A 20,942-nucleotide genomic window follows, 5' to 3' on the forward strand; every position below is an offset into this window, starting at 1 on the left:
GCTGATTTCAGACCGCTGACGGTAAAATCCCCCCGCTGCGTTTTAATTAGAAAATTTACTCAGTTTTTGTTTTCCGCCGTCGATAACATATATTCAGCACCACATTTATTGCCAGCACCGGGAATCTGAACTTCAAAAAAATCCCCCTGACTGATGCCCGTTTACGCTTAACGGCTGCCGGCGCTCAGGACAACATGGAAATCGGGGGGAAACATCCAGCGCGGCACAGGCTCTGCGCTGAATGAAATTACGCGACCCTTTGTAAGGCGATCGCGCTACTTAACTGCACACTATCTGACAGAGGTCATTTATGTTTGGGGTGAAAACTTCCCGCCTGGCGCTGCCGTTCAGCCACAGCGCCAGCGTTCATCGTGATATCAATGCTATCAGACAGCATGTTGCCTGGATTGAATTTACGCCGGATGGTGAAATTGTTGATGCTAACGCGCTGTTTCTGACGCTGACGGGGTATCAGCTGCAGGAGATCCAGGGCCAGCGCCATCGCCTCTTCTGTTCACCGCTTTACAGTCAGACAGCGGGCTATCGCCGTTTCTGGCAAACGCTGGCGCGGGGTGAGTCAATCACCGGCATTTTTGAGCGCTTCGATCGTCAGCAGCAGCGTTTCTACCTGAGCGCGACCTACTTTCCGGTCAGCGATGATAAAGGCCGGGTGTATAAGGTGATCAAAGTCGCCAGCGATATCACCGCGCGCCATCAGGAGCTGGAGCATAAAGAGGCGGTTATCACCGCGCTGGATCGCTCCATGGCGGTGATTGAATTTACACCTGAGGGCGAGATCCTCAGCGCCAACGCCAATTTTCTGCAGCATATGGGGTATAGCAGTGAAGAGATTGTTGGTCAGCATCACCGACTGTTCTGCTATGACGATTTTTATCACGCTCAGCCCGATTTCTGGCAAAAAATGGCGCGCGGGCAACATTTTGTCGGTCGTTTTGAGCGTAAAACCGCCAGCGGTGAGCGCATCTGGCTGGAGGCGAGCTATAACCCGGTAGTGGATGCGGATGGGCGGGTCTATAAAGTTATTAAAATTGCCTCTGATATCACCGCGCGCGTGGAGGCCGCAAAGCGTGTGGCAGATATAGCCCTCACCACGTCAGGTGAAACGTCGCAAATCACCGACAACGCCAACGACGTTCTGGACGAAACCGTACGCAATTCAGGTCTGGTGGCCCAGCGGGTTAATGCTGCGACGGAAATTGGCGTTCAGCTTAATGCGTCTGCCAGAAATATTGGCGAGGTGGTTAACACGATTAATCTCATCGCGTCACAAACAAATATTCTGGCGCTGAACGCCGCCATTGAGTCTGCGCGTGCCGGTGACGCAGGCCGCGGCTTCAGCGTGGTTGCCGCTGAAGTACGTCGTCTGGCTGCTTCCACCGCTGCCGCGACCCGGCAAATTACCGAAGTGGTGCAGCAAAACAGCCTGCTGATAAAAGAGATGTATCAGCAGCTGGATGAGGTGCGTGAGTTTGTCGTAGCTGAGCAGGAAAAAATCGGCATGCTGTCGCGCAGCCTGCGGGAAATTAACAGCGGCGTTCACGAATTTGTTAACGTTATCCACCGCCTGGATGTCTGAAACCAGCGGGAGGCTTTCGCCTCCCGCCCGCTACTCTATGCCGCTGCCTGCGGCCGGTGCGACCGGCTGCCGTTTTTTCTGCAGCGCCCGGCGCAGCGCCGGCTCCGCGTAGCGGGTAATGACATACGCAACACCGGCCAGCACGATAACCATTACCGGCGGCATGATCATCATGACAGTGTCACTTTTGACATAGCGGTTAAGCTTAATCAGCATCGCAATCATCAGGTTTTCATGAATCAGATAGAGCGCATAACTGACAAAGCCCATAGCGGTAAAGAGTCGCAGCGAAAGAAAGTGCTGGATCCGCTGCAGCCTGAAGCTGGCGATGAAAAACAGCAGCATCGCTACCAGCGGCACCAGCGCGAGTGCCCCGCTGTTTTTCACGTAATAGCTAAAGTTGATCAGCAGCGCAACGGCTACCAGCAGATAGTGGTAGCGCCTGTCACGCCCGTGCAGACGCTCGTAGACCAGACAGCCCACCATAAACCAGGCGTAATGAATAAATCCCAGTTTGGAGATGATATCCACCAGCAGCGGATAGCCGAGTGACTTAATGACTGACGCACCGGAAAGTAACAGCATCGGTAAAATCAGCGCCGGCAGGCAATATTTACGTCCCGCAGTGAAATAGACAGCGCCGATAATCAGATAAAACAGGGCTTCAACATAAAGCGACCAGAAAGAACCCGCCATAGAGTGAAACGAAATGCCGGTCAGCTGCGTCAGCGTTTCCGGATTAATAAACAGCAGACCCGGCAGCAGATTTTTCACATAGGGGGTCATAAGAGACCACTCCGGAAAAAATCCGCCGGCCAGAAAAAGCAGCAGGCTGGCAATAAGCATCGCCGGGAAGAGCCGCAGCCAGCGCTTCTGCAGAAAGCCCGAATAGCTCTCCGATCGGTCAAGCGTCATAAAAATAACAAAGCCCGAGATCATAAAAAAGAGCTGTACTCCAGCCCAGCCAAAAGAAAAGAGCGGCAGATGCTGAGTGGTGGCGACATAAGGCAGCAGTTCTGGCCAGCGCGCCCAGGCGTGATAGGCGATAACCATCAGAATAGCCAAACCGCGCATACCGTCGAGGTGAGTGATACGAGCCTGCATGATGTTCTCAGTGACAATAATAAATAGACATAAGTCAAATTAACATTGACGCAGATTTACATTCAATAAGGCTTATTCCTATTAAGATTAAATTTATATTAAGTAAACAGCAAAATATTATAAAAATTTCTGGCTACTCATTCCGGGTAATTGATACCTCTGCTATGCCTGCAGAGCTGTCTATACTTGAACCTGAGCACTGAAACGCCCATTTATTCAGGTCCGTTTATTACATATCACCCGACAGATTCAGTTTTACTGCCTGCATATTTTTATGCACCAGCTCTCCGGCAGGGCTGTCACAGCGCAACATCACGTTCACGCATCAGGTTTTGCCAGCCTGTGCCGATAACCTGAACATACTTTTGTAATGTCATTTTAACTGGCGTATTAAGCCTATGATAGCGAAGACCTCTCTTGTCGATTCTCCCACACGCGGGCAAATGCGTGGTCTGATCCGTCAGCCTATGATGATGATGGTACTGCTGATCCTGCTGGCATTTGCCGGGGCGTTTATCAGCCTGATATTTATCGCCAGCGATTTAAACCGCCAATCCGATCGCCAGCAATCTTTGCTGCTGGACAAAGCACTGCAGACGCGGCAGGCGGTCATGCAGTTTCACCTCTCTGATAATGCCGAGTGGGGCGAGGCGTACCAGAATCTGCATCGTACGCTGAATCGCAGCTGGGCATGGGATAATCAGAATCTTGGCGCCTCGCTGTTTGATACCTTTGCCTATGAGGGGGTATTTGTTATCTCACCGCAGGATGAAACGCGCTACAGCGTAATCCGTGGGCAGCCGGAAGAGAGAACGCTCTCTCTCTGGCTGGGCGCCGATCCCCTGCCCCGGATTAAAACGCAGCTGCAGGCGAGCGCGGGTAAAGCGATCAGCGACTACGTGCTGGCAAAGGGGCAGCTCACACTCTACAGCGCGGCGTGGATCACCCCAGGAGGCGACCGCAGCGTAACGGCGCTGCCTGGTCCGCCTTCGCTGATGATTTTCACCGATCGCCTGACGCCACAGAAGCTGCTTAAGCTGGGTCATGAGTATGGTATTCAGAACCTCCATCTGGATACCTCGCCTGCCGGCCAGCCAGCCTCTCCCGCTCTGCTGCTCTCCGTGGGTGACAAGCGCGTTGCGCTGGTCTGGCGCAGCGCAAATCCTGGCGGCGCGCTGCTGACCGGATTGCTGCCTCTGCTGGTGCTGATTATGCTGCTCTCACTGTTTACCGCGCTGATGCTGATGCGCAGCGCGCTGCGTAAAGCGCAGCTTAATGATGAGAGCGCCTGGCTACTGGGACAGAGCCAGCTCGCCCTGAGCGCCAGCGAACGACGCTTCCGTGACATCGCCGAAACCACTACGGACTGGATCTGGGAAATGGACAGCCAGCTGCGCTTTGTCTGGATTTCAGGGCGGTTTCCGGTCGTCACCGGTTTCAGCAGTCAGGAGTGGATACAGCGTACGCTGGCGGATTTTCTGCTGGATTACGCGAAATATCGCAGCCGTCTGACGCTGTTTCAGCAATCCGGTGGTCAGTTGACGCTGACCGGTTGCCGCTACCGCTCCGCGCAGGGGCACGTGCGCTACTGTAACCTGACGCTGAAAGAGGTGATGCTGACCCAGGGCGTCAGCGGTTTCCGCGGCAGCGCTACGGATATCACGCTCGAGTATGAGGCGCAGGCGCGGGCGCACTACCTCTCCCATTTTGATGAGCTGACCGGGCTGGCTAACCGGGTGCAGATGCAGGAGTTTCTGACGGGCAAACTCAGCCTGCCGTCCGATCCGCAACATCGCCTGGCGATTATCATGATCGATCTGGATAAATTTAAGCCGGTCAACGATATCTACGGTCACACCGCAGGCGACAAAGTTCTGCATGAGGTATCGGACCGTATCCGCGCCTGTCTCGGCAGTCACGGACTGGCGGCACGCCTGGGGGGCGATGAGTTTGTGGCGATCCTGCCTGAAATGAACAGCCGCGATCGTATTATCGCGCTGTGTCAGCAGCTGATAGCACGTATCAACGATGCGTTTGAGGTGTGTGACAACACGCTGCATATTGGCGCCAGTCTCGGCATTGCGCTGGCGCCGCAGGACGCCGATAACGCCAGCGATCTGCTGCGTTATGCCGATATCGCGCTGTATAAGGCGAAAAACAGCGGACGCAATCAGTGGGTCTTTTTCGATCGCGATATGGAAGAGAAGATTGTGCAGCGCCGCGAGCTGGAGCATGAGCTGCGCGATGCGATTAACAGCGAGCAGCTGGCGCTGGTTTACCAGGCGCGCTATGAGCTGGCAGCCGGACAGGTTACGGCAGTTGAGGCGCTGGTACGCTGGCAGCATCCGCGGCTGGGTCTGCTGATGCCCGATCAGTTCATCCCACTGGCGGAAGAGACCGGCCTGATTGGCGCGCTGAGCGACTGGGTGCTGCTGCGCGCCTGCAGCGATATTGTTAAGTTTGAGCCGGCGCTCTCTGTGTCAGTTAATATCTCAGCGACGGAACTCCAGAATGATGCGCTGCCGTCACGTATTGCCCAGGTGCTGCAGCTTAGCGGCCTGCCCAATCACCGGCTGGAGATAGAAGTGACGGAAAACGCGCTGCTGAGCGATCCGGAGAAAACGCTGGCGACGATGCAGGCGGTTAAAGCGCTTGGCGTAAAATTCCTGATTGACGATTTCGGCACCGGTTACGCCTCGCTCTGCTATCTGCGCGCGTTTCCGTTTGATGGCCTCAAGATCGATAAATCGTTTATTTTCCCGCTGGGTGAATCCCCGCAGGCGCGTCAGGTAGTAGAAAATATGATTGGGCTGGGTAAAGCCTATTCACTGTCGGTTACGGCTGAAGGGGTGGAAACTCCCGGACATATGGCGCAGCTGCAGGCGCTCTCCTGCGACGCGGTACAGGGTTACTATATCGGACGTCCGGGTCCGCTGGCGCAGATTGCGATGGTGCTGCCGGAAGATAGTCCGATGCGGAAAAATGCGGCGGTCCCTCGCCAGCGACATTTATAGCGGTTTATGCGCCGTCTCTTTCGCTTTCCACAGGGCAAGCAGCGTGATCAGCAGCGCCAGCGACACGTAAAGTGATACCCAGAGCGTGTTGCCCGACTCACGGTAAAGCGAGGTGATGATCAGCGGCGCGAAGCCGCCGCCGATGATACCGGCCAGCGTATAGGCGAGCGAAGAGCCGGCGTAGCGGACGTGGCCGGGAAACTGTTCGGTCACGAAAGCCGCCTGCGGACCATACATAATCGCATGGATCAGTAACCCGACGATTACCGCCAGCACAATCAGTACCGGCTGTGAGCTGTCGAGCAGAACAAAAAAGACAAAGCTCCAGATCACGCCCAGCAGTGCGCCAGCAATATAGACCGGGCGACGCCCCAGCCGATCGGATAAAGCACCAAACATCGGCACCGTAATCGCATTGCCGATGGCGCCGAGCATAGTCGCCAGCAGCGCTACCGGACGCGGCAGCTCCAGCACCGTGGTGACGTAGGTCAGCGTAAAGACCACCACCAGCGCATACAGCACGTCAGATCCGATGCGTGAACCACCGGCAATCAGCAGCGCGCGCGGATGATGAGTAAACACCTCTTTAAGCGGAGCCTGCGTGGTTTTATCTGCCTGTTTCATCGCTTTAAAGGTGGGGGTCTCATCCACGCCGCGGCGCAGCCACAGCCCAAACATCACCAGCAGCAGGCTGAGCAGGAAGGGTATACGCCAGCCCCATGCCTGAAACGCCTCGCCGCTCAGTGACAGGGTCACAAGCGTAATAAAGCCGGTGCCGATAAGCGTACCGCACGACGGCCCTACCTGCGCAAACGAGGCGTTACGCCCGCGCTTGCTGGCGTCACCATGCTCCATCGAGAGCAGTACCGCACCGGCCCATTCCCCGCCCAGCGCTATGCCCTGAATAAACCGCAGCGCGACCAACAGCACCGGACTCCAGATCCCCCAGCTGGCGTAGCCGGGCAGCATACCCATCAGCGCGGTCGTGACGCCCATGATAACCAGCGTAGTGACCAGCACCGCTTTGCGTCCGGCCACGTCGCCAAGATGCCCAAAGATAAAGCCACCTACCGGACGGGAGACATAGCCAACGGCATACGTTGAGAACGCCAGAATGGTGCCGACCAGCGGATCGAAGCTGGGGAAGAACACATGGTTAAACACCAGCGCCGCCATGATGTTATAGACGGTGAAATCGTACCACTCCAGCGCCGTACCGATAGAGCTGGCGGCTGCCAGCCGCCGGGTTTTGCTGGCGCCCGTAGCGGCAGCGTGTGCGACGTCAGGCTGCGAGACCTGTGACAGTGCAGAGTCATTATTGCTCATAGGAGATCTCCTGTCGGGTAAGCTGCCAGCTCAGCGCGTAGCGCTCTGCATCAGCATTGAAAGTGTGCGCGGCCATAGCAGCCAGCGTGACAGAGGCGGTTTCATCAGCGCAGTGCAGCAGCAGCATGGCGTGCATCGGACGATCGGCATCGGTTTCGCGCGGCAACGGCGTGCTGAGTGACACATCCGGCGTCAGCAGGCAGGAGGAGATATAGCCCGGCACCTGCGGCAGCTGCAGCTGCCACGCCTGCAGCGCCGTGCCTTCAGCGTCTGCGGGCAGGGTCAGAATAGCGAGATGCGCGCCCTGACCCCGGCCATGCCGGTGTGTCACTGCGCAAACCCTTCGCTTCGGATTAATCATCCGGTTGAGATTAGTGACTGACCATTCCGTCTGGCGCGTAAAGGCGGCGTGGTAGGCGGCGCTGGTAAAAGTCTCCAGCGATGCAGTTTCATAAAGCCCCAGATAGCGGCGCGCTGCCGCTACGGCACGATAACGCGTACCGCTGAGAAAGCCTTCGATGGCGACGCGCTCTTCAACATGTTCATGGTCATACCATTGGTTAAAATCAGCATCATCTTCGGGTGCCACACTGGTGGCGACAAACAGCATACCGTGGGGATTATTCATGATGTAAACCTCGTTGCAGGGCAGATTCGGCAGCAGCGGCCCAGCTAAGCAGCGCTGCATCCTGGTTGTGAACTGACGCCAGCATCAGGCCGGCAGGTGCCTCGCCGGGCGTATGGCAGGGCAGTGAAATGGCGCAGCCATCCAGCATGTTGATGACGCTGGTGTTGCGCAGCATCAGCAGGTTGACTTCGCGGTAGCGCTCTTCATCATCCAGTTCGGCAATGGTGGGTGCGATCAGCGGCACGGTGGGCATCAGCAGCGCGTCAAAGGGCAACAGGAAATCGCTGACCTGCTGCTGCCACGTCCGGCGCAGCTGATACAGCTGCTCCGCATCCTGCGCCGTCAGCGCGCTGCCGCGCCGGATCCGCAGCAGCACCTGCGGATCGTACTCTGCCGGGGCTCTCTCCACCCACGCCTGGTGCCACTGCCAGGCTTCATACGCGGTGATACCGCCGCGCGCGTTGAGGGTATCGAGCTCGTTCAGCAGAGGCATCGGCTGCTCTGTCAGCGTCGCACCCGCCTCGCGCAGTATCCTGAGCGCGCGCTGCCAGGCAGCGCTGACGCCCTCATCCAGACCGTCGAGCACGCGGGTTTGAGGAATAAGAAAATGTGCGTCAGCCAGACTGCGCGGCCCGAGCGTCAGCGGTGCATCGGCGATAACGCTGTCCAGCAGCCAGCAGCTCCGCACGTCATGAGCAATCGTCCCGATACTGTCGAGCGACGGTGCCAGCGGCAGCGTGCCCCGCTGGTCAATACGGCTGGCGCTGGGCTTAAAGCCGGTCAGACCGCAGAGTGCGGCCGGAATACGTACTGAGCCGCCGGTATCCGTGCCTGCGGAGCCGGCTGACATACCGTCCGCAACCGCGACCGCCGCACCGGATGATGAACCGCCCGGAATGCGTTTTTCCTGCCGCCGCCACGGGTTAGCTGGCGTGCCGTAATGCGGATTAATGCCCAGCCCGGAAAAGGCAAATTCCGTCATAGTGGTTTTGCCCACGATCACAGCGCCCGCCTGCAGCAGGCGCTGCACAATAGTGGCGTCAGCCGTCGCGTGCGGGAGGCCGGGCAGCCGCGATCCGGCGAGCGTGGGGGAGCCTGCAACGTCGAACAGATCTTTAATACTGACCGGCACGCCATCAAGTGGTGAGCGCGCCGCGCCGCGTGCCCGGCGCGCATCGGCAGCGATGGCCAGCTGCTGCGCCTGCTCCGCCCATACCTGAGTAAACGCGCGCGCGCCCTCGCCCTGCTCCGCCTGAATCGCCGCCAGCGCCTGTGCCGTCAGCGCCACCGATGTGGTTTCGCCCGCCTGCAGCTGCTGGCTTGCCTGCCATAAGGTTGTCATAAGGCGCGTCTCCATCAGGCAATAACCGGCAGAGTGGACAGCGAATAGCTGTGTTCCAGCGTGCGATTCAGCACCGGGTCGTGCAGCGCCATGCGAAACGCCGCGGCGGGACGAATACCGCCAATAGCCGATAATGTGCCGCAGGAGATCGCAAATCCCTCCTCTTCAGCCGTTTTACCTGAGAAGCGCGCAATCAGCTCCAGCGGAGAGAGGAGTGCATCAAGCGTGCCGGACTGGTAGGTGACCCAGTCGCCGTTTTCCATTATCCAGGCACGCAGCTCCAGCCGATCCCAGTGCGCGGCAACCTCCGCCATGCGCCACGCCTGCTGCGCGACTGGCTTCACACATACCTGTTTTGAGAGCGCCACGCTGAAGGTTTCCAGATGACGATCGGTGTGGTCAGAGATCAGCGAAACCCAGCACTCTCCCTGGTGAAAAAAGACAAACGGCTCAGCCTCACCTGACGTCTGCTCTCCCACCACTTCAACATTCTCATGCTGGCTCAGCAGCCCTGGCGTGGCGCGATAGAACAGCGGTACTGCACCAGGAGCGGGCACGCCCAGCGCCTCCAGCTCACGGATATGGTGCAATACGGCTTCCCGATCGCGCCCGGCCCAGCCCGCAATGACCAGTCGGTTGATGGTGACGTCCAGCGACAGGGGCGGGTTTTCCTGCGTGTTGAAACGTAGCTGCATGGTCGGTTCTCCTGACTTGAAATGATTGTGAAATTTCACTGTGATTTCAAAGTAGCCATTTTCATGCCAGGTTTTTGTGTAATATGTCTCAGTACCCAAAAAAGGATGTGCGCAATGAGTGATGTAATGGCTGAAAATGTGAACCCGCAGGCGGAGGGAAAGACGCTTTCATTAAATGAGCGCGCCTATCTGGCGTTTAAACATCGCCTGATCACGCTGCGCTATAAACCCGGCGACTATCTGAACACGGCGCAGGTGATGGAAGATCTGCAGATGGGCCGCACGCCGGTTAATCAGGCGGTGCACCGGCTGGCGACGGAGGGCCTGCTGCAGATCATTCCCCGTAAAGGTGTGATGGTTTCGCCGCTCTCTATTGATGATGCGCTTGAACTGATTGAGGTCAGGCTGGTGAATGAAGCGCTATGCGTCAGGCTGGCCGCGGCGCGCATCAGTGACGCGCAGATTGCTACGTTGCGTCAGCTCAATCAGCAAATCGCACATGCCGGTGCGGCGCATGAAAGAGAGACGATGATGCTGCTGGATCGGGAATTTCATCAGGGGCTGGCGGAGATTGCCGGAAACCGGCGTCTGACCGACATTCTGAGCATTATTCATGCTCAGGCACAGCGCTTCTGGGCAACCACGCTCTCCAGCGTCCGACATATGGAAGAGGTGATCGCCGAGCATGAAGCGATCATCCTGGCGCTGGAGCAGGGTGACGTGCAACAGGCGGAAGCGGCGACGCGGGTACATATTCTCTCTTTCCGTCAGGCGCTGCTTAATCACTGAGTCGCGCGGGATAGCCAGGGACCTGCAGCCAGGGATTCACGCCGGATAAGCGTGCCGGTGTGCGGCGCGCCTGGCCTGATATCGCCGCCGTCAAGCATGGCGACCAGACGGGCGATGGTTTCATGGATCATCTCTGTCACCGGCATTTTCACGCTCGACAGCGCAGGAAGGGTATAGGGTGCCAGTGGAATATCATCAAATCCCACCACCGCCACCTGCTGCGGCACGGCAATCCCCCGGACGGCCAGCGCCCTGAGTGCGCCAATCGCCATTTCATCATTACTTGCCACCACCGCGCTGAAGCGGACGTGCTGCGTCAGCAGCTGCTCAATAGCCATGACGCCCTGTTCCGCCTGCCAGCGCCCTTCCACCACCCGTGCCGAATCGAACGCAATGCCATGCTTCGCCAGCGCCGTCTGATAGCCCGCCAGACGCTCGCGTCCGGTAGGCGAATCAAGCGATCCGGTGATAAACGCAATCTCGCGATGCCCCAGCAGAATAAGCTGCTCAACGGCTGCCGCGCTGGTGGCGTGTTGATCGGCAAAAATGCAGTAGCTGGTATGCTGACGCAGGCGGCGGTTGATGACCAAAATCGGATGCCGGTGCTGAGCAATAATGCTGTCCATCTCTTCGATGGAAAGAAAGCGCGGATAGATGATGACGCCATCGCAGCGCAGATCGAGCAAAAACTCAATGGCGGCCCGCTCTTCTGCCGCGCTGTGCTTGCCGTCCACCAGCAGCAGCTGGCGCCCCTGCTGTTCAAGCATGCGCGCTGAATGCTGCATCATCTCGGTAAAGTAGCTGCCGCTATAGAGCGTATTGGTAATGACCAGCCCGATTGTCTGGCTGGAGCGCGTCGCCAGATTGCGCGCCAGCAGATTGGGCCGGAAGCCGGTTTCAGCGATGGCCGCATACACTTTTTCCCGCGTATCCTGGCTGACATAGCCGTTACCTGACAGAACACGTGACACTGTCGCTTTTGAGACACCCGCGCGTTTCGCTACTTCGGTGATAGTGGTCATAATCTGCCTGTTTAAGCTCTCCTGCGCTGAGTTTACCTAAGTATCGGGACAGGCAAAGAAATTTATCTTTTGTCCCGCCGGGCGAGATCCGATCTGCGTCACAATTGCAGATATTAAATTTTAATTCTCTTGCCTGAACATAATGCACATCTCATGATTTTGTGAAACCGGTTTCTCATGAATAAAAAACAGGCAGCCTGCTGCCGGACAATCTTACCCTGAAAACTGAGACAGAAATCATGGCGAATAAATATGCAGACGCCGCCCGATCCATTGTTGCTGCGCTTGGCGGCCTGGAGAACGTTACGGCGGTGACCCACTGTATGACGCGACTGCGTTTTGTGGTGCACGCACGCGAAAAGATTAATGATGACGCGCTAAAAGCGATCCCGGGCGTAATGGGTGTGGTCTATACCGACACACAGTGTCAGGTGATCATTGGCAATGACGTAAACCTCGCTTACCAGGCGGTGCAGCAGCTCGGCACGCCCGGCGCTTCTGCCACCGCAGCCGCGCCGGCGCGGAAAATCACGCTGCGCCGCATCGGAGCCGGCATTCTTGATGCACTGGTGGGCACGATGTCACCGCTGATCCCGGCTATCATCGGTGGCTCAATGGTTAAGCTGCTGGCGATGATGCTGGAGATGGGTGGCGTGCTGGAGAAAGGCAGTTCAACGCTGATCATTCTCAACGTTATCGGCGACGGCGCTTTCTTTTTCCTGCCGGTGATGGTTGCGGCTTCAGCCGCGCTTAAATTCAATACCAATATGTCGCTGGCGATCGCCATTGCCGGAGTGCTGGTACACCCCAATTTTATCGACCTGATGGCGAAAGCCGCGCAGGGCCAGACGGTGGAGTTCGCGTTTATTCCGGTAACGGCGGTGAAATATACCTATACCGTGATCCCCGCGCTGGTAATGACCTGGATCCTCTCCTGGATCGAACGCTGGGTTGATCGCATCACCCCTGCCGTGACGAAAAATTTCCTCAAGCCGATGCTGATCGTCCTGCTGGCCGCGCCGGTAGCCATTCTGCTTGTCGGGCCACTGGGGATCTGGATCGGCAGCGGCATCTCTGCGCTGGTCTACACCATTCACGGCTATCTGGGCTGGCTCTCAGTCGCCATTATGGGCGCACTCTGGCCGCTGCTGGTGATGACCGGTATGCACCGCGTTTTTACCCCTACTATCATTCAGACCATCGCTGAAACCGGCAAAGAGGGCATGGTGATGCCGTCAGAAATTGGTGCCAACCTTTCGCTTGGCGGCGCGTCGCTGGCAGTCGCGTTTAAAACCAAAAACCCGGAGCTGCGTCAGACCGCTTTTGCCGCCGCCGCCTCTGCCATTGTCGCCGGTATTTCCGAGCCGGCGCTGTACGGTGTGGCCGTGCGGCTGCGCCGTCCGCTGATCGCCAGTCTGATCAGCGGTTTTATCTGCGGCGCGGTGGCCGGCATCGGCGGACTCGCCAGCCACTCTATGGCCTCACCGGGCCTGTTTACCAGCGTCCAGTTTTTTGATCCTGCTAACCCCATGAGCATTGTCTGGGTGGGCGGCGTTATGGTGCTTTCCGTGGTGGTTTCATTTGTGCTGACGCTGCTGCTCGGCTTTGAGGATATTCCTGTTACCACACCAGCAGAAAAGCCGCAGCCGGCCACCGGCAATGTCGCCATCCCTACCCGTTAATGATTGAGGTTTTTTATGTCTGACACGCCATTCCCGGCCGGTTTTTTATGGGGCGGCGCTTTAGCCGCCAACCAGTCTGAAGGAAGTTACCTGGCCGATGGTAAAGGGCTGACCACGGTGGATATGATCCCGCACGGCGCTAACCGTATGGCGGTTAAGCTGGGGCTGGAGAAGCGGTTTACGCTGCGCGAAGAGGAGTTCTATCCCAGCCATGACGCTATCGATTTTTATCATCGCTATAAAGAAGATATCGCGCTGATGGCAGAGATGGGCTTTACCGTTTTTCGTACCTCTATCGCCTGGAGCCGGCTCTTTCCCGACGGCGATGAGCTGACGCCGAATGCGGACGGGATCGCTTTTTATCATAAAGTATTCACCGAGTGCCGAAAATATGGCATTGAGCCACTGGTTACGCTCTCTCACTTTGATGTGCCAATGCATCTGGTCATTGAATATGGCTCATGGCGCAATCGTAAAATGATTGATTTCTTTGCGCGGTACGCGCGAACCTGCTTTGAAGCGTTTGATGGCCTGGTGAAGTACTGGCTGACCTTCAATGAGATCAATATCCTGCTGCACAGTCCCTTCTCAGGCGCTGGCCTGGTATTTGAACCCGGCGAGAATCATGAGCAGGTGAAGTATCAGGCGGCGCATCATGAACTGGTCGCCAGCGCGCTGGTGACAAAGATTGCGCATGAGGTTAATCCGCAGAACCAGGTGGGCTGTATGCTGGCGGGCGGTAACTTTTATCCATGGTCGTGCAAGCCAGAGGATGTCTGGGCCGCGCTGCAGAAAGATCGTGAAAACCTGTTCTTTATTGATGTTCAGGCTCGCGGAGCCTACCCTGCCTACAGCGCACGACTGTTCCGTGAAAAAGGCGTAACCCTTGAAATAACGGATGAAGACGCAGCCATTCTGCGTCACACGGTAGATTTTATCTCCTTCAGCTATTACGCTTCGCGCTGCGCCTCGGCAGAGATGAATGAGCAGAACAGCAGCGCCGCCAACGTTGTTAAATCGCTGACCAACCCGCACATTGCGCGCAGCGCCTGGGGCTGGGGAATCGATCCGCTGGGCCTGCGCATCACCATGAATATGATGTATGACCGTTATCAGAAGCCGCTGTTTCTGGTGGAGAATGGCCTCGGCGCACGTGATGAGCTTACCGCCGCCGGTGAAATTCATGATGACTACCGCATCAGCTATCTGCAGCAGCATATTGAGGCTATGGCAGAGGCTATCGCCGATGGCATACCGGTGATGGGCTACACCACCTGGGGCTGTATCGATCTGGTCGCCGCTTCTACAGGTGAGATGAGTAAGCGTTATGGCCTGGTCTACGTTGATCGGGATGACATGGGCAACGGCACCCTGCAGCGCACGCGCAAAAAATCCTTCTGGTGGTATAAAAAAGTCATTGCCAGTAACGGACGCGACCTCAGTTCTGAGTAATATTTTGCCACTTCTGTCGTCACGGCTGCGGGCGGCTGATGTGTATTGATACGGAAGAATGGTACTATCCCGGCTTTACTGACCAGGAAGAGTGCCATGCAGATAAAAGGATTTCCTGCCCCGTATTCAAAAGGATCCTGCCTTTGGCTGTGCTGCGCACTGCCTGCGCTGCTGGTGCTGCTTAGCTGGCCGATGGCATACGCCGCTGAGCATACTGCCGCTGACAATCGCGCTAACCGCATTGTCAGCGGTATCCTGAGTTTTACCCGCTGGCCACCTCGGGTGCAGGTGCCGCAGCTCTGCATCCTGGCCTCCGCCCGACACCTCACGCTTTCATCAGCCGACGCGCCGCCTGCCACGCCGTTCAGCGTCGTGCGCGCTGACAGCGCTGGCAGGTTATCCGCGCTGCACTGCGACGCGGTCTATTTCGGCACGGAAACTCCGGCTCAGCAGCACGCTGCTCTGGCAGCAATGCCTGATAAAGCGGTGCTCAGCATGGCGGAAAATAACCCTGACTGCGCAACCGGCGCCACTTTCTGTATGATTTTTGGTGAGGAACGTACCCGTTTTTCGGTGAATCTCGATTCACTGGCACGCAGCGGCGTCAAAGTCAGTCCCGATGTGCTGATGCTGTCGCGTAAAGAGAACCAATAAGATGAAATTTTTACTGAGAAAACGTCAGGGTTCATCACTGCGCGGTCGCCTGCGCCGCATCAGCACCATAAATGCGGCGGTGATCCTGCTGCTGTGCTGGCTGCTGATGACCTCGACCTCTCTCTACTTTATTAAGCGTTACGAAAACCGCAATCTGGCGCTGACGGCAACCACGCTGAGCACCAGTCTTACTGCGGCAACGGTATTTGAAGACAGCTATGATGCGCACAGTAAGATTGCCATGCTGGGTGACAAAGGGATGTTTGCGTCGGCGCAGCTGGTCACCGCCAGCCATACCGTACTGGTTGACTGGGTCAACCGCCGCGAGCACAGCGGCTTCTATGAAAAACAGCTGCGGCAGTGGATCTACGCCAGCCCGATTACCGTGGAGATACAGCACGCGGGCACGCGGGCCGGCAGCCTGACGCTGGCCGGAACGGTGAACGGCGCCAGCGAATTTATCCACTACTCCATCCTGATCCTGACCTGCGGTATGCTGTGCGTGCTGGTGATCTCTTTTATGCTGAGTGAGTTCCTGCATCGCGGCATTCTGCTCTCCATGCGCACTATCACGCGCGCGATTCACTATGTGATCCGCACCGGTGATTTTGCTCAGCGCGTGCCGCCTGAGCCGATCAATGAGTTTCAGCTGCTCTCCAGCGATCTGAACGCGCTGCTGAGTGAGATGCAGACGCTGAAAGCATCACTGCTGCGCGATAACCGCTCGCTGGCAGAAAAAGCCCTGACCGACCCGCTTACCGGTCTGGCGAACCGTTCTGCTTTTGTAGCGCGGCTGGCGCAATTGCTCGATCGTCCGTTAACGCCGCCGCGCTTTGCGCTGCTGTTTCTGGATGGTGACCGCTTTAAATACATTAATGACAGCTGGGGACACGCTGCCGGGGATGAAGTGCTGAAAGCAACCGGCGAACGCCTGGCCGCCCTGGTCTCTGAAGGCGATCTGGTTGCACGCATGGGCGGCGATGAGTTTGCGATTGTCCTCACCAGCCGCACTACGCCTGCCCGGCTGCAGGCGCTCCGGGATGCCATACAGCATGCGGTACGCCAGCCTATCGCGCTCAGTGAAGACCGCACTATTACCACCTCAGTCACCATCGGCTACGCCTGGGCGCAATCTGGCGACAGCGTGGCCTCACTGCTGGAGCGGGCAGATTTGCATATGTATAAAAACAAAAAACTGAATAAGGATCGGCTGTGAAAATCTATGGTTGCCTGATGACGCTGATACTCACCTGCGCGGGCTGCCAGTCCGGCGGCTTTACCCGTGCCCAGGTTGCAGCGCTGCAGCAGGAGGGCTTTAGTCAGAACAGCGAAGGCTGGGGGCTGGGATTACCCAACCGCATCCTGTTTGGCATTAATGAGTCAGACCTTACCGCGGCCAGTAAACAGCGCATCGCCTCCACGGCAAGCCTGCTGGCAGCTACCGGTATTACGCATCTGCGCATTGATGGTCATACCGATAACTACGGTGAAGCGGGCTATAATCAGCAGCTTTCACTTAAACGCGCCAATGCCGTCGCGCAGCAGTGGGCCGCCGGCAGCGGCGTCCCGCGCGCGAATATTGTGACGCGCGGGCTGGGTATGCGGGTGCCGGTTGCCAGCAACAGTACCTCGCAGGGGCGTGCGCAGAACCGCCGCGTCGCTATTGTGATCACGGCGCCGTAGCGTGACCACCGCGCTCCAGCGCATAGAAATAGAGCCGGTCGCGGGCGAGGTTTTTCATTTTGACTTCGCACATGATATCGAACCGGTCAAACGAGAGCGCCCAGTCGTTTAGCGTCTGATTAAAGAAGTAGTCCGAATGCGCGCGCAGCTTCATTTTGGAGGCTGCCAGCGCGTTCTGATCGGGAAAACCGCTATCGGGGATCAATCCTTCCTGCGCAATCGAGTAGTGCAGTACCGGACGCACGCCGCGCCAGGAGTCGATAATCTGTGCAATCCGGCCATCGTCAGGTTTGATAAAGGCATTCTCTTTTACCCAGTGATGGTGAATATCCAGCACCACCGCGCACAGCTCGCGCGCCTGAAGCACATCATCCAGCGCGCAGGAAACCTCATCATTCTCTACCGTGAGCATATTACGCGCCTCAGGGCTGAGCCGCATAAACGCATCGCGAAAACCAGCAAACCCCTTTTTGCCGTTCATATGGATATTGATTTTAAAATCCTGAAAACGCTGTCCATAGCCCATCAGAACGGCACAGGTGGCATGATATTCAACATCCTCAATTGCACGCTCCACCACCCCCTCATTATCAGACGCCAGCACGGTATATTGTCCGGGATGAAACGAGAGCCGAATATTGCTGGCGCGCGCCAGTTCGCCACAGCGGGCAAACAGCGGCGCCAGCTCCGGCATCGCCTCGCGGTAGAGTGGCGTAGCCTGCGGAACGGTATAGAGCGGCAGCAGATCGCTGCCGATACGCATCATGCGCAGTGCATCAGGCAGCGTGGCGAGCTGTTCCAGCAGAGCATGAAGATTGGTGAGGTTAGTACGGGCCAGCCCAATTAGCAGCGTGGCGGCGGCATCACCCTGCATGCCCAGAAAGCGGGTACGGGTGGTGCTTTTGAATGGAAAAGGCTGCTTCGCCTCATGATCGAAATACTTACACGCAAAACCCAGTTTCATAGAATTCCCCTTAACAGCAGCTAGTGAGTCTAGCTCTCAGACAGGAATGCGCGAGGCGGAGAGAAAAGAAAACGGGCAGCTGCATGGTCGCAGCTGCCCGGAGGGTTACATCTCGGGGAAGGTCAGATTACTGCCCGGTGCTTCACGATGCAGATGGATAAAGTTCAGGTGACGCTCATAGTGATCGAGAATATCGATAATCACCTGCTCCTTGTTGTAGTCCATCAAATCGTTGCCCTGGCTTCCTTCCAGTAAAAAGGTCTCCAGCCGGTAGTAGTGCGATTTACCGCTGCGGGCGCGGTAGGTAAAGCCGGGAATTGAATATTGCTGTGGCCAGACCTGATACATAAAGCTCTGCTCTTCACCCAGATCAACGCGCAGCTCAAGGTGCCCCAGCGCCTGCCCCTCTTCAGCCGGCATTTTCTCCAGCATTACGTGCGCCCCGCGCAGCTCCAGCTCTTTCGCCACATCTTCCATCGCCGGATAGATAACCGTTTCCATCATCCGCTGCGTGTAGCGCGTACCCGGATAGTTCATCAGGCGCGACAGCCGCTTCTTCCAGCTCAGGCGATCGCTGCTTGAGGGAATATAGGGCGCGGTTTCACGCACGGCACTGGCGCGGCGATGATCTTCTACCTTCAGCGATTTCCACAGGCCGGCCATCACAAAGAAGATCACAAAGCTAAACGGCAGCCCCATGATGACCGTGGTGTTCTGCAGTGCAGAAATCCCGTTGGTCATCAGCATGCCCATGGTCAGCACCCCAATCGCAATTGACCAGAAGATGCGCAGCCAGTTAGGCGCATCGCTGTTGATATCCTTGAGCTTTGAGGTGAAGTTACCCAGCACCAGCGAACCGGAATCTGCTGAGGTAACGTAGAACAGCATCCCGGTAATGGTGGCAACGGACGCGCTGAGTTTAAACGCCGGATATTGCGCCAGCAGACTGTAGAAACCGCGTTCGGCATGCGCCATCACTTCCTGCGCAAAGCCGGCATCGCCGTGAATAATTTCATACAGCGAGGCGTTACCGAATACAGAGAGCCACAGCAGCGTAAACGTAAAGGGAATGATCAGCGTGCCGAGCACAAACTGGCGAATGGTGCGGCCGCGTGAGATACGCGCCAGGAACAGGCCAACAAACGGCGACCAGGCGACCCACCACGCCCAGAAAAACAGCGTCCAGCTGTTCATCCACTGGGTCGGACGATCGAACGCAAAGGTATTCAGCGTCATCCCCATAAAGCGGTTGATATAGTCGCCAACGTTCAGCACCAGCGCGTTCAGCAGGAAGTCTGTTTTGCCCATAAACAGCACAAACAGGATCAAGCCGAGCGCCAGCGCCACGTTCAGCTCAGACAGGATCCGGATACCTTTGTCGACGCCCGATGTGACGGAGATCGTCGCAATGATCACCGACAGGACAATCAGCGCCATCTGCGCGGTCAGTCCTTCAGGGACGTCAAACAGCACCTTCAGGCCATAGTTCAGCTGCACTACCCCGATACCCAGCGTGGTAGCGATACCAAAAATGGTGCCGACTACCGCAGCGATATCCACGGTATGGCCAATCGGTCCATTGATGCGTTTACCAAAGATCGGATAGAGCGCTGAGCGAATGGTGAGCGGCAGATTATAGCGGTAGCTGAAGTAACCGAGCGCGATCCCCATCAATGCGTACATTGACCAGCCGGTCAGCCCGTAGTGAAACAGCGTCCAGACCATCGCCTGACGCGCCGCTTCCATGGTTTGTCCGGCCCCCTCCGGCGGCTGCATATATTGCGACACCGGCTCTGCAACGGAGAAAAACATCAAATCGATTCCGATACCGGCGGCAAACAGCATCGCCGACCAGCTCAGCAGGCTGAACTCCGGTTTGGATTGCTCCGGCCCGAGCTTAATCGCGCCATAGCGCGAGCAGGCCATATAGACCACAAAAACGATATAGAGCGTGGCGGCCAGCATGTAATACCAGCCAAACGTGGTTGAGACCCAGTTTACCGCTGTCTGGATCCAGGCGCCCGCAAGGTCGCTATAGAGAATGGTGACAAGTGAAAATGTCAGAATCAGTCCGGCCGAGGTGAAGAACACCACGGGATTAATTCTGTCCTTTTCACTGGCAGGTGGATTAATCATCGATAACCTCTGGTTAATTTCCTGTAACTACTCAATAAATTGATGCGATCAGTGTGGCTGATCTTGTTGTTGTACTCTCTGCTTTACCTCCGTTAGTTGGGCACGGTGATAAATCGCTACCAAGCGTAGCTCACCGTTTGGCTTTTGTAACAAACGAAGCACACCATCCTAACAACTTTCTTTTTTATATTGAACGTGCAATCAAAAAAAGTTTTAATAGGGGTCTCGATTTGAGGTGGAGCGGTAGTGATGCCAAAGGTAGGAATGCAGCCGATACGTCGCCGGCAACTGATTGATGCGACGCTTGATACCATCAACGACGTAGGGATTAACTACGCCACCATCGCGCAAATTGCCCGACGGGCTGGCGTCTCTACCGGCATCATCAGTCACTATTTCAAAGATAAAAATGGCCTGCTCGAAGCCACCATGCGTGATGTCACGCGCCAGCTGCGCGAAGCCGTTTCCATGCGGCTTAAACCGCTGGCAGACGCCAGCACCGAAGCGCGCCTGCTGGCCATTGTGGAAGGTAACTTTGATGATACCCAGCTGCACAGTGCCGCCATGAAAGCGTGGCTCGACTTCTGGGCAAGCAGCATGCATCAGCCGCAGCTGGGCCGGTTAGAGCGGGTCAGCAGTCGCCGCCTGTTCTCCAGCCTGGCTGCAGAGTTTCGCCGGGAAATGCCGCGCGAGCAGGCCCGACTGGCAGCTTACGGTTTGGCTTCTATGATTGATGGCTTGTGGCTGCGTGCCGCATTGAGTGGCAAGCCCTTTGATTTAGCGATTGCCAAAACGCTTACCACCCAATTTATTCGTCAGCAACTGGCTGACTCACCGAATCACTGAGGAAGGAG

Annotated in this window: 17 protein-coding genes; 9 read left to right on the top strand and 8 right to left on the bottom strand. The window is 56.9% G+C overall.

The features are described from left to right. The first annotated feature begins 310 nt into the window (after positions 1-310). Positions 311-1,597 carry a PAS domain-containing methyl-accepting chemotaxis protein gene (locus DBY66_RS04140; RefSeq protein ID WP_108569842.1) on the top strand — a complete coding sequence of 429 codons (1,287 nt, stop codon included), beginning with the start codon at positions 311-313 and terminating at the stop codon, positions 1,595-1,597. Between the two features lie 30 nt (positions 1,598-1,627). On the opposite strand, the gene DBY66_RS04145 is transcribed toward DBY66_RS04140, so the two are convergent. Beyond that, on the bottom strand, positions 1,628-2,701 hold the full coding sequence (locus DBY66_RS04145; protein ID WP_071668358.1) for an acyltransferase: 1,074 nt from the start codon (positions 2,699-2,701) through the stop codon (positions 1,628-1,630). Positions 2,702-3,144: 443 nt separating this feature from the next. Here DBY66_RS04145 and DBY66_RS04150 point away from each other — a divergent pair, with 443 nt between their 5' ends. Next, positions 3,145-5,715 carry an EAL domain-containing protein gene (locus tag DBY66_RS04150; RefSeq protein ID WP_233499562.1) on the top strand — a complete coding sequence of 857 codons (2,571 nt, stop codon included), beginning with the start codon at positions 3,145-3,147 and terminating at the stop codon, positions 5,713-5,715. Here DBY66_RS04150 and DBY66_RS04155 read toward each other — a convergent pair. Genes DBY66_RS04155 through DBY66_RS04170 form a run of 4 tightly spaced genes read right to left on the bottom strand, consistent with a single transcriptional unit; the run spans position 5,710 to position 9,706 of the window. Next, on the bottom strand, positions 5,710-7,041 hold the full coding sequence (locus DBY66_RS04155; protein WP_233499563.1) for an MFS transporter: 1,332 nt from the start codon (positions 7,039-7,041) through the stop codon (positions 5,710-5,712). The two genes, DBY66_RS04150 and DBY66_RS04155, sit on opposite strands and share 6 nt — an antisense overlap. Beyond that, the gene (locus tag DBY66_RS04160; protein WP_108569841.1) at positions 7,031-7,669 is read right to left on the bottom strand and encodes a DUF4286 family protein; all 639 of its coding nucleotides are present in this window, start codon (positions 7,667-7,669) and stop codon (positions 7,031-7,033) included. Before DBY66_RS04160 ends, DBY66_RS04155 begins: the two co-directional genes overlap by 11 nt. Beyond that, a complete protein-coding gene (locus DBY66_RS04165) occupies positions 7,662-9,011 on the bottom strand; it encodes an amidase (RefSeq protein ID WP_108569898.1) in 1,350 nt (449 codons plus the stop codon). Before DBY66_RS04165 ends, DBY66_RS04160 begins: the two co-directional genes overlap by 8 nt. A gap of 14 nt (positions 9,012-9,025) precedes the next feature. Then, entirely contained in the window at positions 9,026-9,706 is a 681-nt protein-coding gene (locus tag DBY66_RS04170) for a DUF2848 domain-containing protein (RefSeq protein WP_108569840.1), read from the bottom strand. 114 nt (positions 9,707-9,820) lie between these two features. Between DBY66_RS04170 and DBY66_RS04175 the strand changes: the two genes are divergently transcribed. Continuing rightward, positions 9,821-10,495, top strand: a complete 675-nt coding sequence (locus DBY66_RS04175) for a GntR family transcriptional regulator (RefSeq protein WP_071668362.1) — start codon at positions 9,821-9,823, stop codon at positions 10,493-10,495. Here DBY66_RS04175 and DBY66_RS04180 read toward each other — a convergent pair. Next, entirely contained in the window at positions 10,489-11,517 is a 1,029-nt protein-coding gene (locus tag DBY66_RS04180; RefSeq protein ID WP_040113526.1) for a LacI family DNA-binding transcriptional regulator, read from the bottom strand. The two genes, DBY66_RS04175 and DBY66_RS04180, sit on opposite strands and share 7 nt — an antisense overlap. Before the next feature lie 239 nt (positions 11,518-11,756). Here DBY66_RS04180 and ascF point away from each other — a divergent pair, with 239 nt between their 5' ends. From ascF to DBY66_RS04205, 5 genes are all read left to right on the top strand, one after another. Continuing rightward, positions 11,757-13,199 carry a PTS cellobiose/arbutin/salicin transporter subunit IIBC gene (gene ascF, locus DBY66_RS04185; protein WP_108569839.1) on the top strand — a complete coding sequence of 481 codons (1,443 nt, stop codon included), beginning with the start codon at positions 11,757-11,759 and terminating at the stop codon, positions 13,197-13,199. A gap of 15 nt (positions 13,200-13,214) precedes the next feature. After that, on the top strand, positions 13,215-14,651 hold the full coding sequence (locus tag DBY66_RS04190; RefSeq protein WP_071668364.1) for a 6-phospho-beta-glucosidase: 1,437 nt from the start codon (positions 13,215-13,217) through the stop codon (positions 14,649-14,651). Between the two features lie 96 nt (positions 14,652-14,747). After that, positions 14,748-15,305, top strand: a complete 558-nt coding sequence (locus DBY66_RS04195) for a YfiR family protein (protein ID WP_071668365.1) — start codon at positions 14,748-14,750, stop codon at positions 15,303-15,305. Between the two features lies 1 nt (position 15,306). Beyond that, positions 15,307-16,521 carry a diguanylate cyclase gene (locus DBY66_RS04200; RefSeq protein WP_071668366.1) on the top strand — a complete coding sequence of 405 codons (1,215 nt, stop codon included), beginning with the start codon at positions 15,307-15,309 and terminating at the stop codon, positions 16,519-16,521. Between the two features lie 17 nt (positions 16,522-16,538). Beyond that, a complete protein-coding gene (locus DBY66_RS04205; RefSeq protein ID WP_108569897.1) occupies positions 16,539-16,988 on the top strand; it encodes an OmpA family protein in 450 nt (149 codons plus the stop codon). On the opposite strand, the gene DBY66_RS04210 is transcribed toward DBY66_RS04205, so the two are convergent. Next, the gene (locus DBY66_RS04210; RefSeq protein WP_108569838.1) at positions 16,975-17,952 is read right to left on the bottom strand and encodes a UV damage endonuclease UvsE; all 978 of its coding nucleotides are present in this window, start codon (positions 17,950-17,952) and stop codon (positions 16,975-16,977) included. The genes DBY66_RS04205 and DBY66_RS04210 overlap by 14 nt on opposite strands. Before the next feature lie 105 nt (positions 17,953-18,057). Then, positions 18,058-20,088, bottom strand: coding sequence for a choline transporter (locus tag DBY66_RS04215; protein WP_040113536.1), 2,031 nt, complete (start codon positions 20,086-20,088; stop codon positions 18,058-18,060). Between the two features lie 249 nt (positions 20,089-20,337). Here DBY66_RS04215 and betI point away from each other — a divergent pair, with 249 nt between their 5' ends. After that, complete coding sequence (gene betI, locus DBY66_RS04220) at positions 20,338-20,934, top strand: transcriptional regulator BetI (protein WP_108569837.1); 597 nt, start codon at positions 20,338-20,340, stop codon at positions 20,932-20,934. The last annotated feature ends 8 nt before the right edge of the window (positions 20,935-20,942 follow it).

It is taken from the genome of Pantoea sp. RIT413, from assembly GCF_003057675.2.
In the GTDB taxonomy this organism is placed as follows: Bacteria; Pseudomonadota; Gammaproteobacteria; order Enterobacterales; family Enterobacteriaceae; genus Pantoea; species Pantoea eucrina.

Bases quoted from the DNA above. Each gene is read 5' to 3' on its own strand.
- DBY66_RS04140 (WP_108569842.1), top strand. From the start codon at position 311: ATGTTTGGGGTGAAAACTTCCCGCCTGGCGCTGCCGTTCAGCCACAGC.
- DBY66_RS04145 (WP_071668358.1), bottom strand. From the start codon at position 2,701: ATGCAGGCTCGTATCACTCACCTCGACGGTATGCGCGGTTTGGCTATT.
- DBY66_RS04150 (WP_233499562.1), top strand. From the start codon at position 3,145: ATGCGTGGTCTGATCCGTCAGCCTATGATGATGATGGTACTGCTGATC.
- DBY66_RS04155 (WP_233499563.1), bottom strand. From the start codon at position 7,041: ATGAGCAATAATGACTCTGCACTGTCACAGGTCTCGCAGCCTGACGTC.
- DBY66_RS04160 (WP_108569841.1), bottom strand. From the start codon at position 7,669: ATGAATAATCCCCACGGTATGCTGTTTGTCGCCACCAGTGTGGCACCC.
- DBY66_RS04165 (WP_108569898.1), bottom strand. From the start codon at position 9,011: ATGACAACCTTATGGCAGGCAAGCCAGCAGCTGCAGGCGGGCGAAACC.
- DBY66_RS04170 (WP_108569840.1), bottom strand. From the start codon at position 9,706: ATGCAGCTACGTTTCAACACGCAGGAAAACCCGCCCCTGTCGCTGGAC.
- DBY66_RS04175 (WP_071668362.1), top strand. From the start codon at position 9,821: ATGAGTGATGTAATGGCTGAAAATGTGAACCCGCAGGCGGAGGGAAAG.
- DBY66_RS04180 (WP_040113526.1), bottom strand. From the start codon at position 11,517: ATGACCACTATCACCGAAGTAGCGAAACGCGCGGGTGTCTCAAAAGCG.
- ascF (WP_108569839.1), top strand. From the start codon at position 11,757: ATGGCGAATAAATATGCAGACGCCGCCCGATCCATTGTTGCTGCGCTT.
- DBY66_RS04190 (WP_071668364.1), top strand. From the start codon at position 13,215: ATGTCTGACACGCCATTCCCGGCCGGTTTTTTATGGGGCGGCGCTTTA.
- DBY66_RS04195 (WP_071668365.1), top strand. From the start codon at position 14,748: ATGCAGATAAAAGGATTTCCTGCCCCGTATTCAAAAGGATCCTGCCTT.
- DBY66_RS04200 (WP_071668366.1), top strand. From the start codon at position 15,307: ATGAAATTTTTACTGAGAAAACGTCAGGGTTCATCACTGCGCGGTCGC.
- DBY66_RS04205 (WP_108569897.1), top strand. From the start codon at position 16,539: ATGACGCTGATACTCACCTGCGCGGGCTGCCAGTCCGGCGGCTTTACC.
- DBY66_RS04210 (WP_108569838.1), bottom strand. From the start codon at position 17,952: ATGAAACTGGGTTTTGCGTGTAAGTATTTCGATCATGAGGCGAAGCAG.
- DBY66_RS04215 (WP_040113536.1), bottom strand. From the start codon at position 20,088: ATGATTAATCCACCTGCCAGTGAAAAGGACAGAATTAATCCCGTGGTG.
- betI (WP_108569837.1), top strand. From the start codon at position 20,338: ATGCCAAAGGTAGGAATGCAGCCGATACGTCGCCGGCAACTGATTGAT.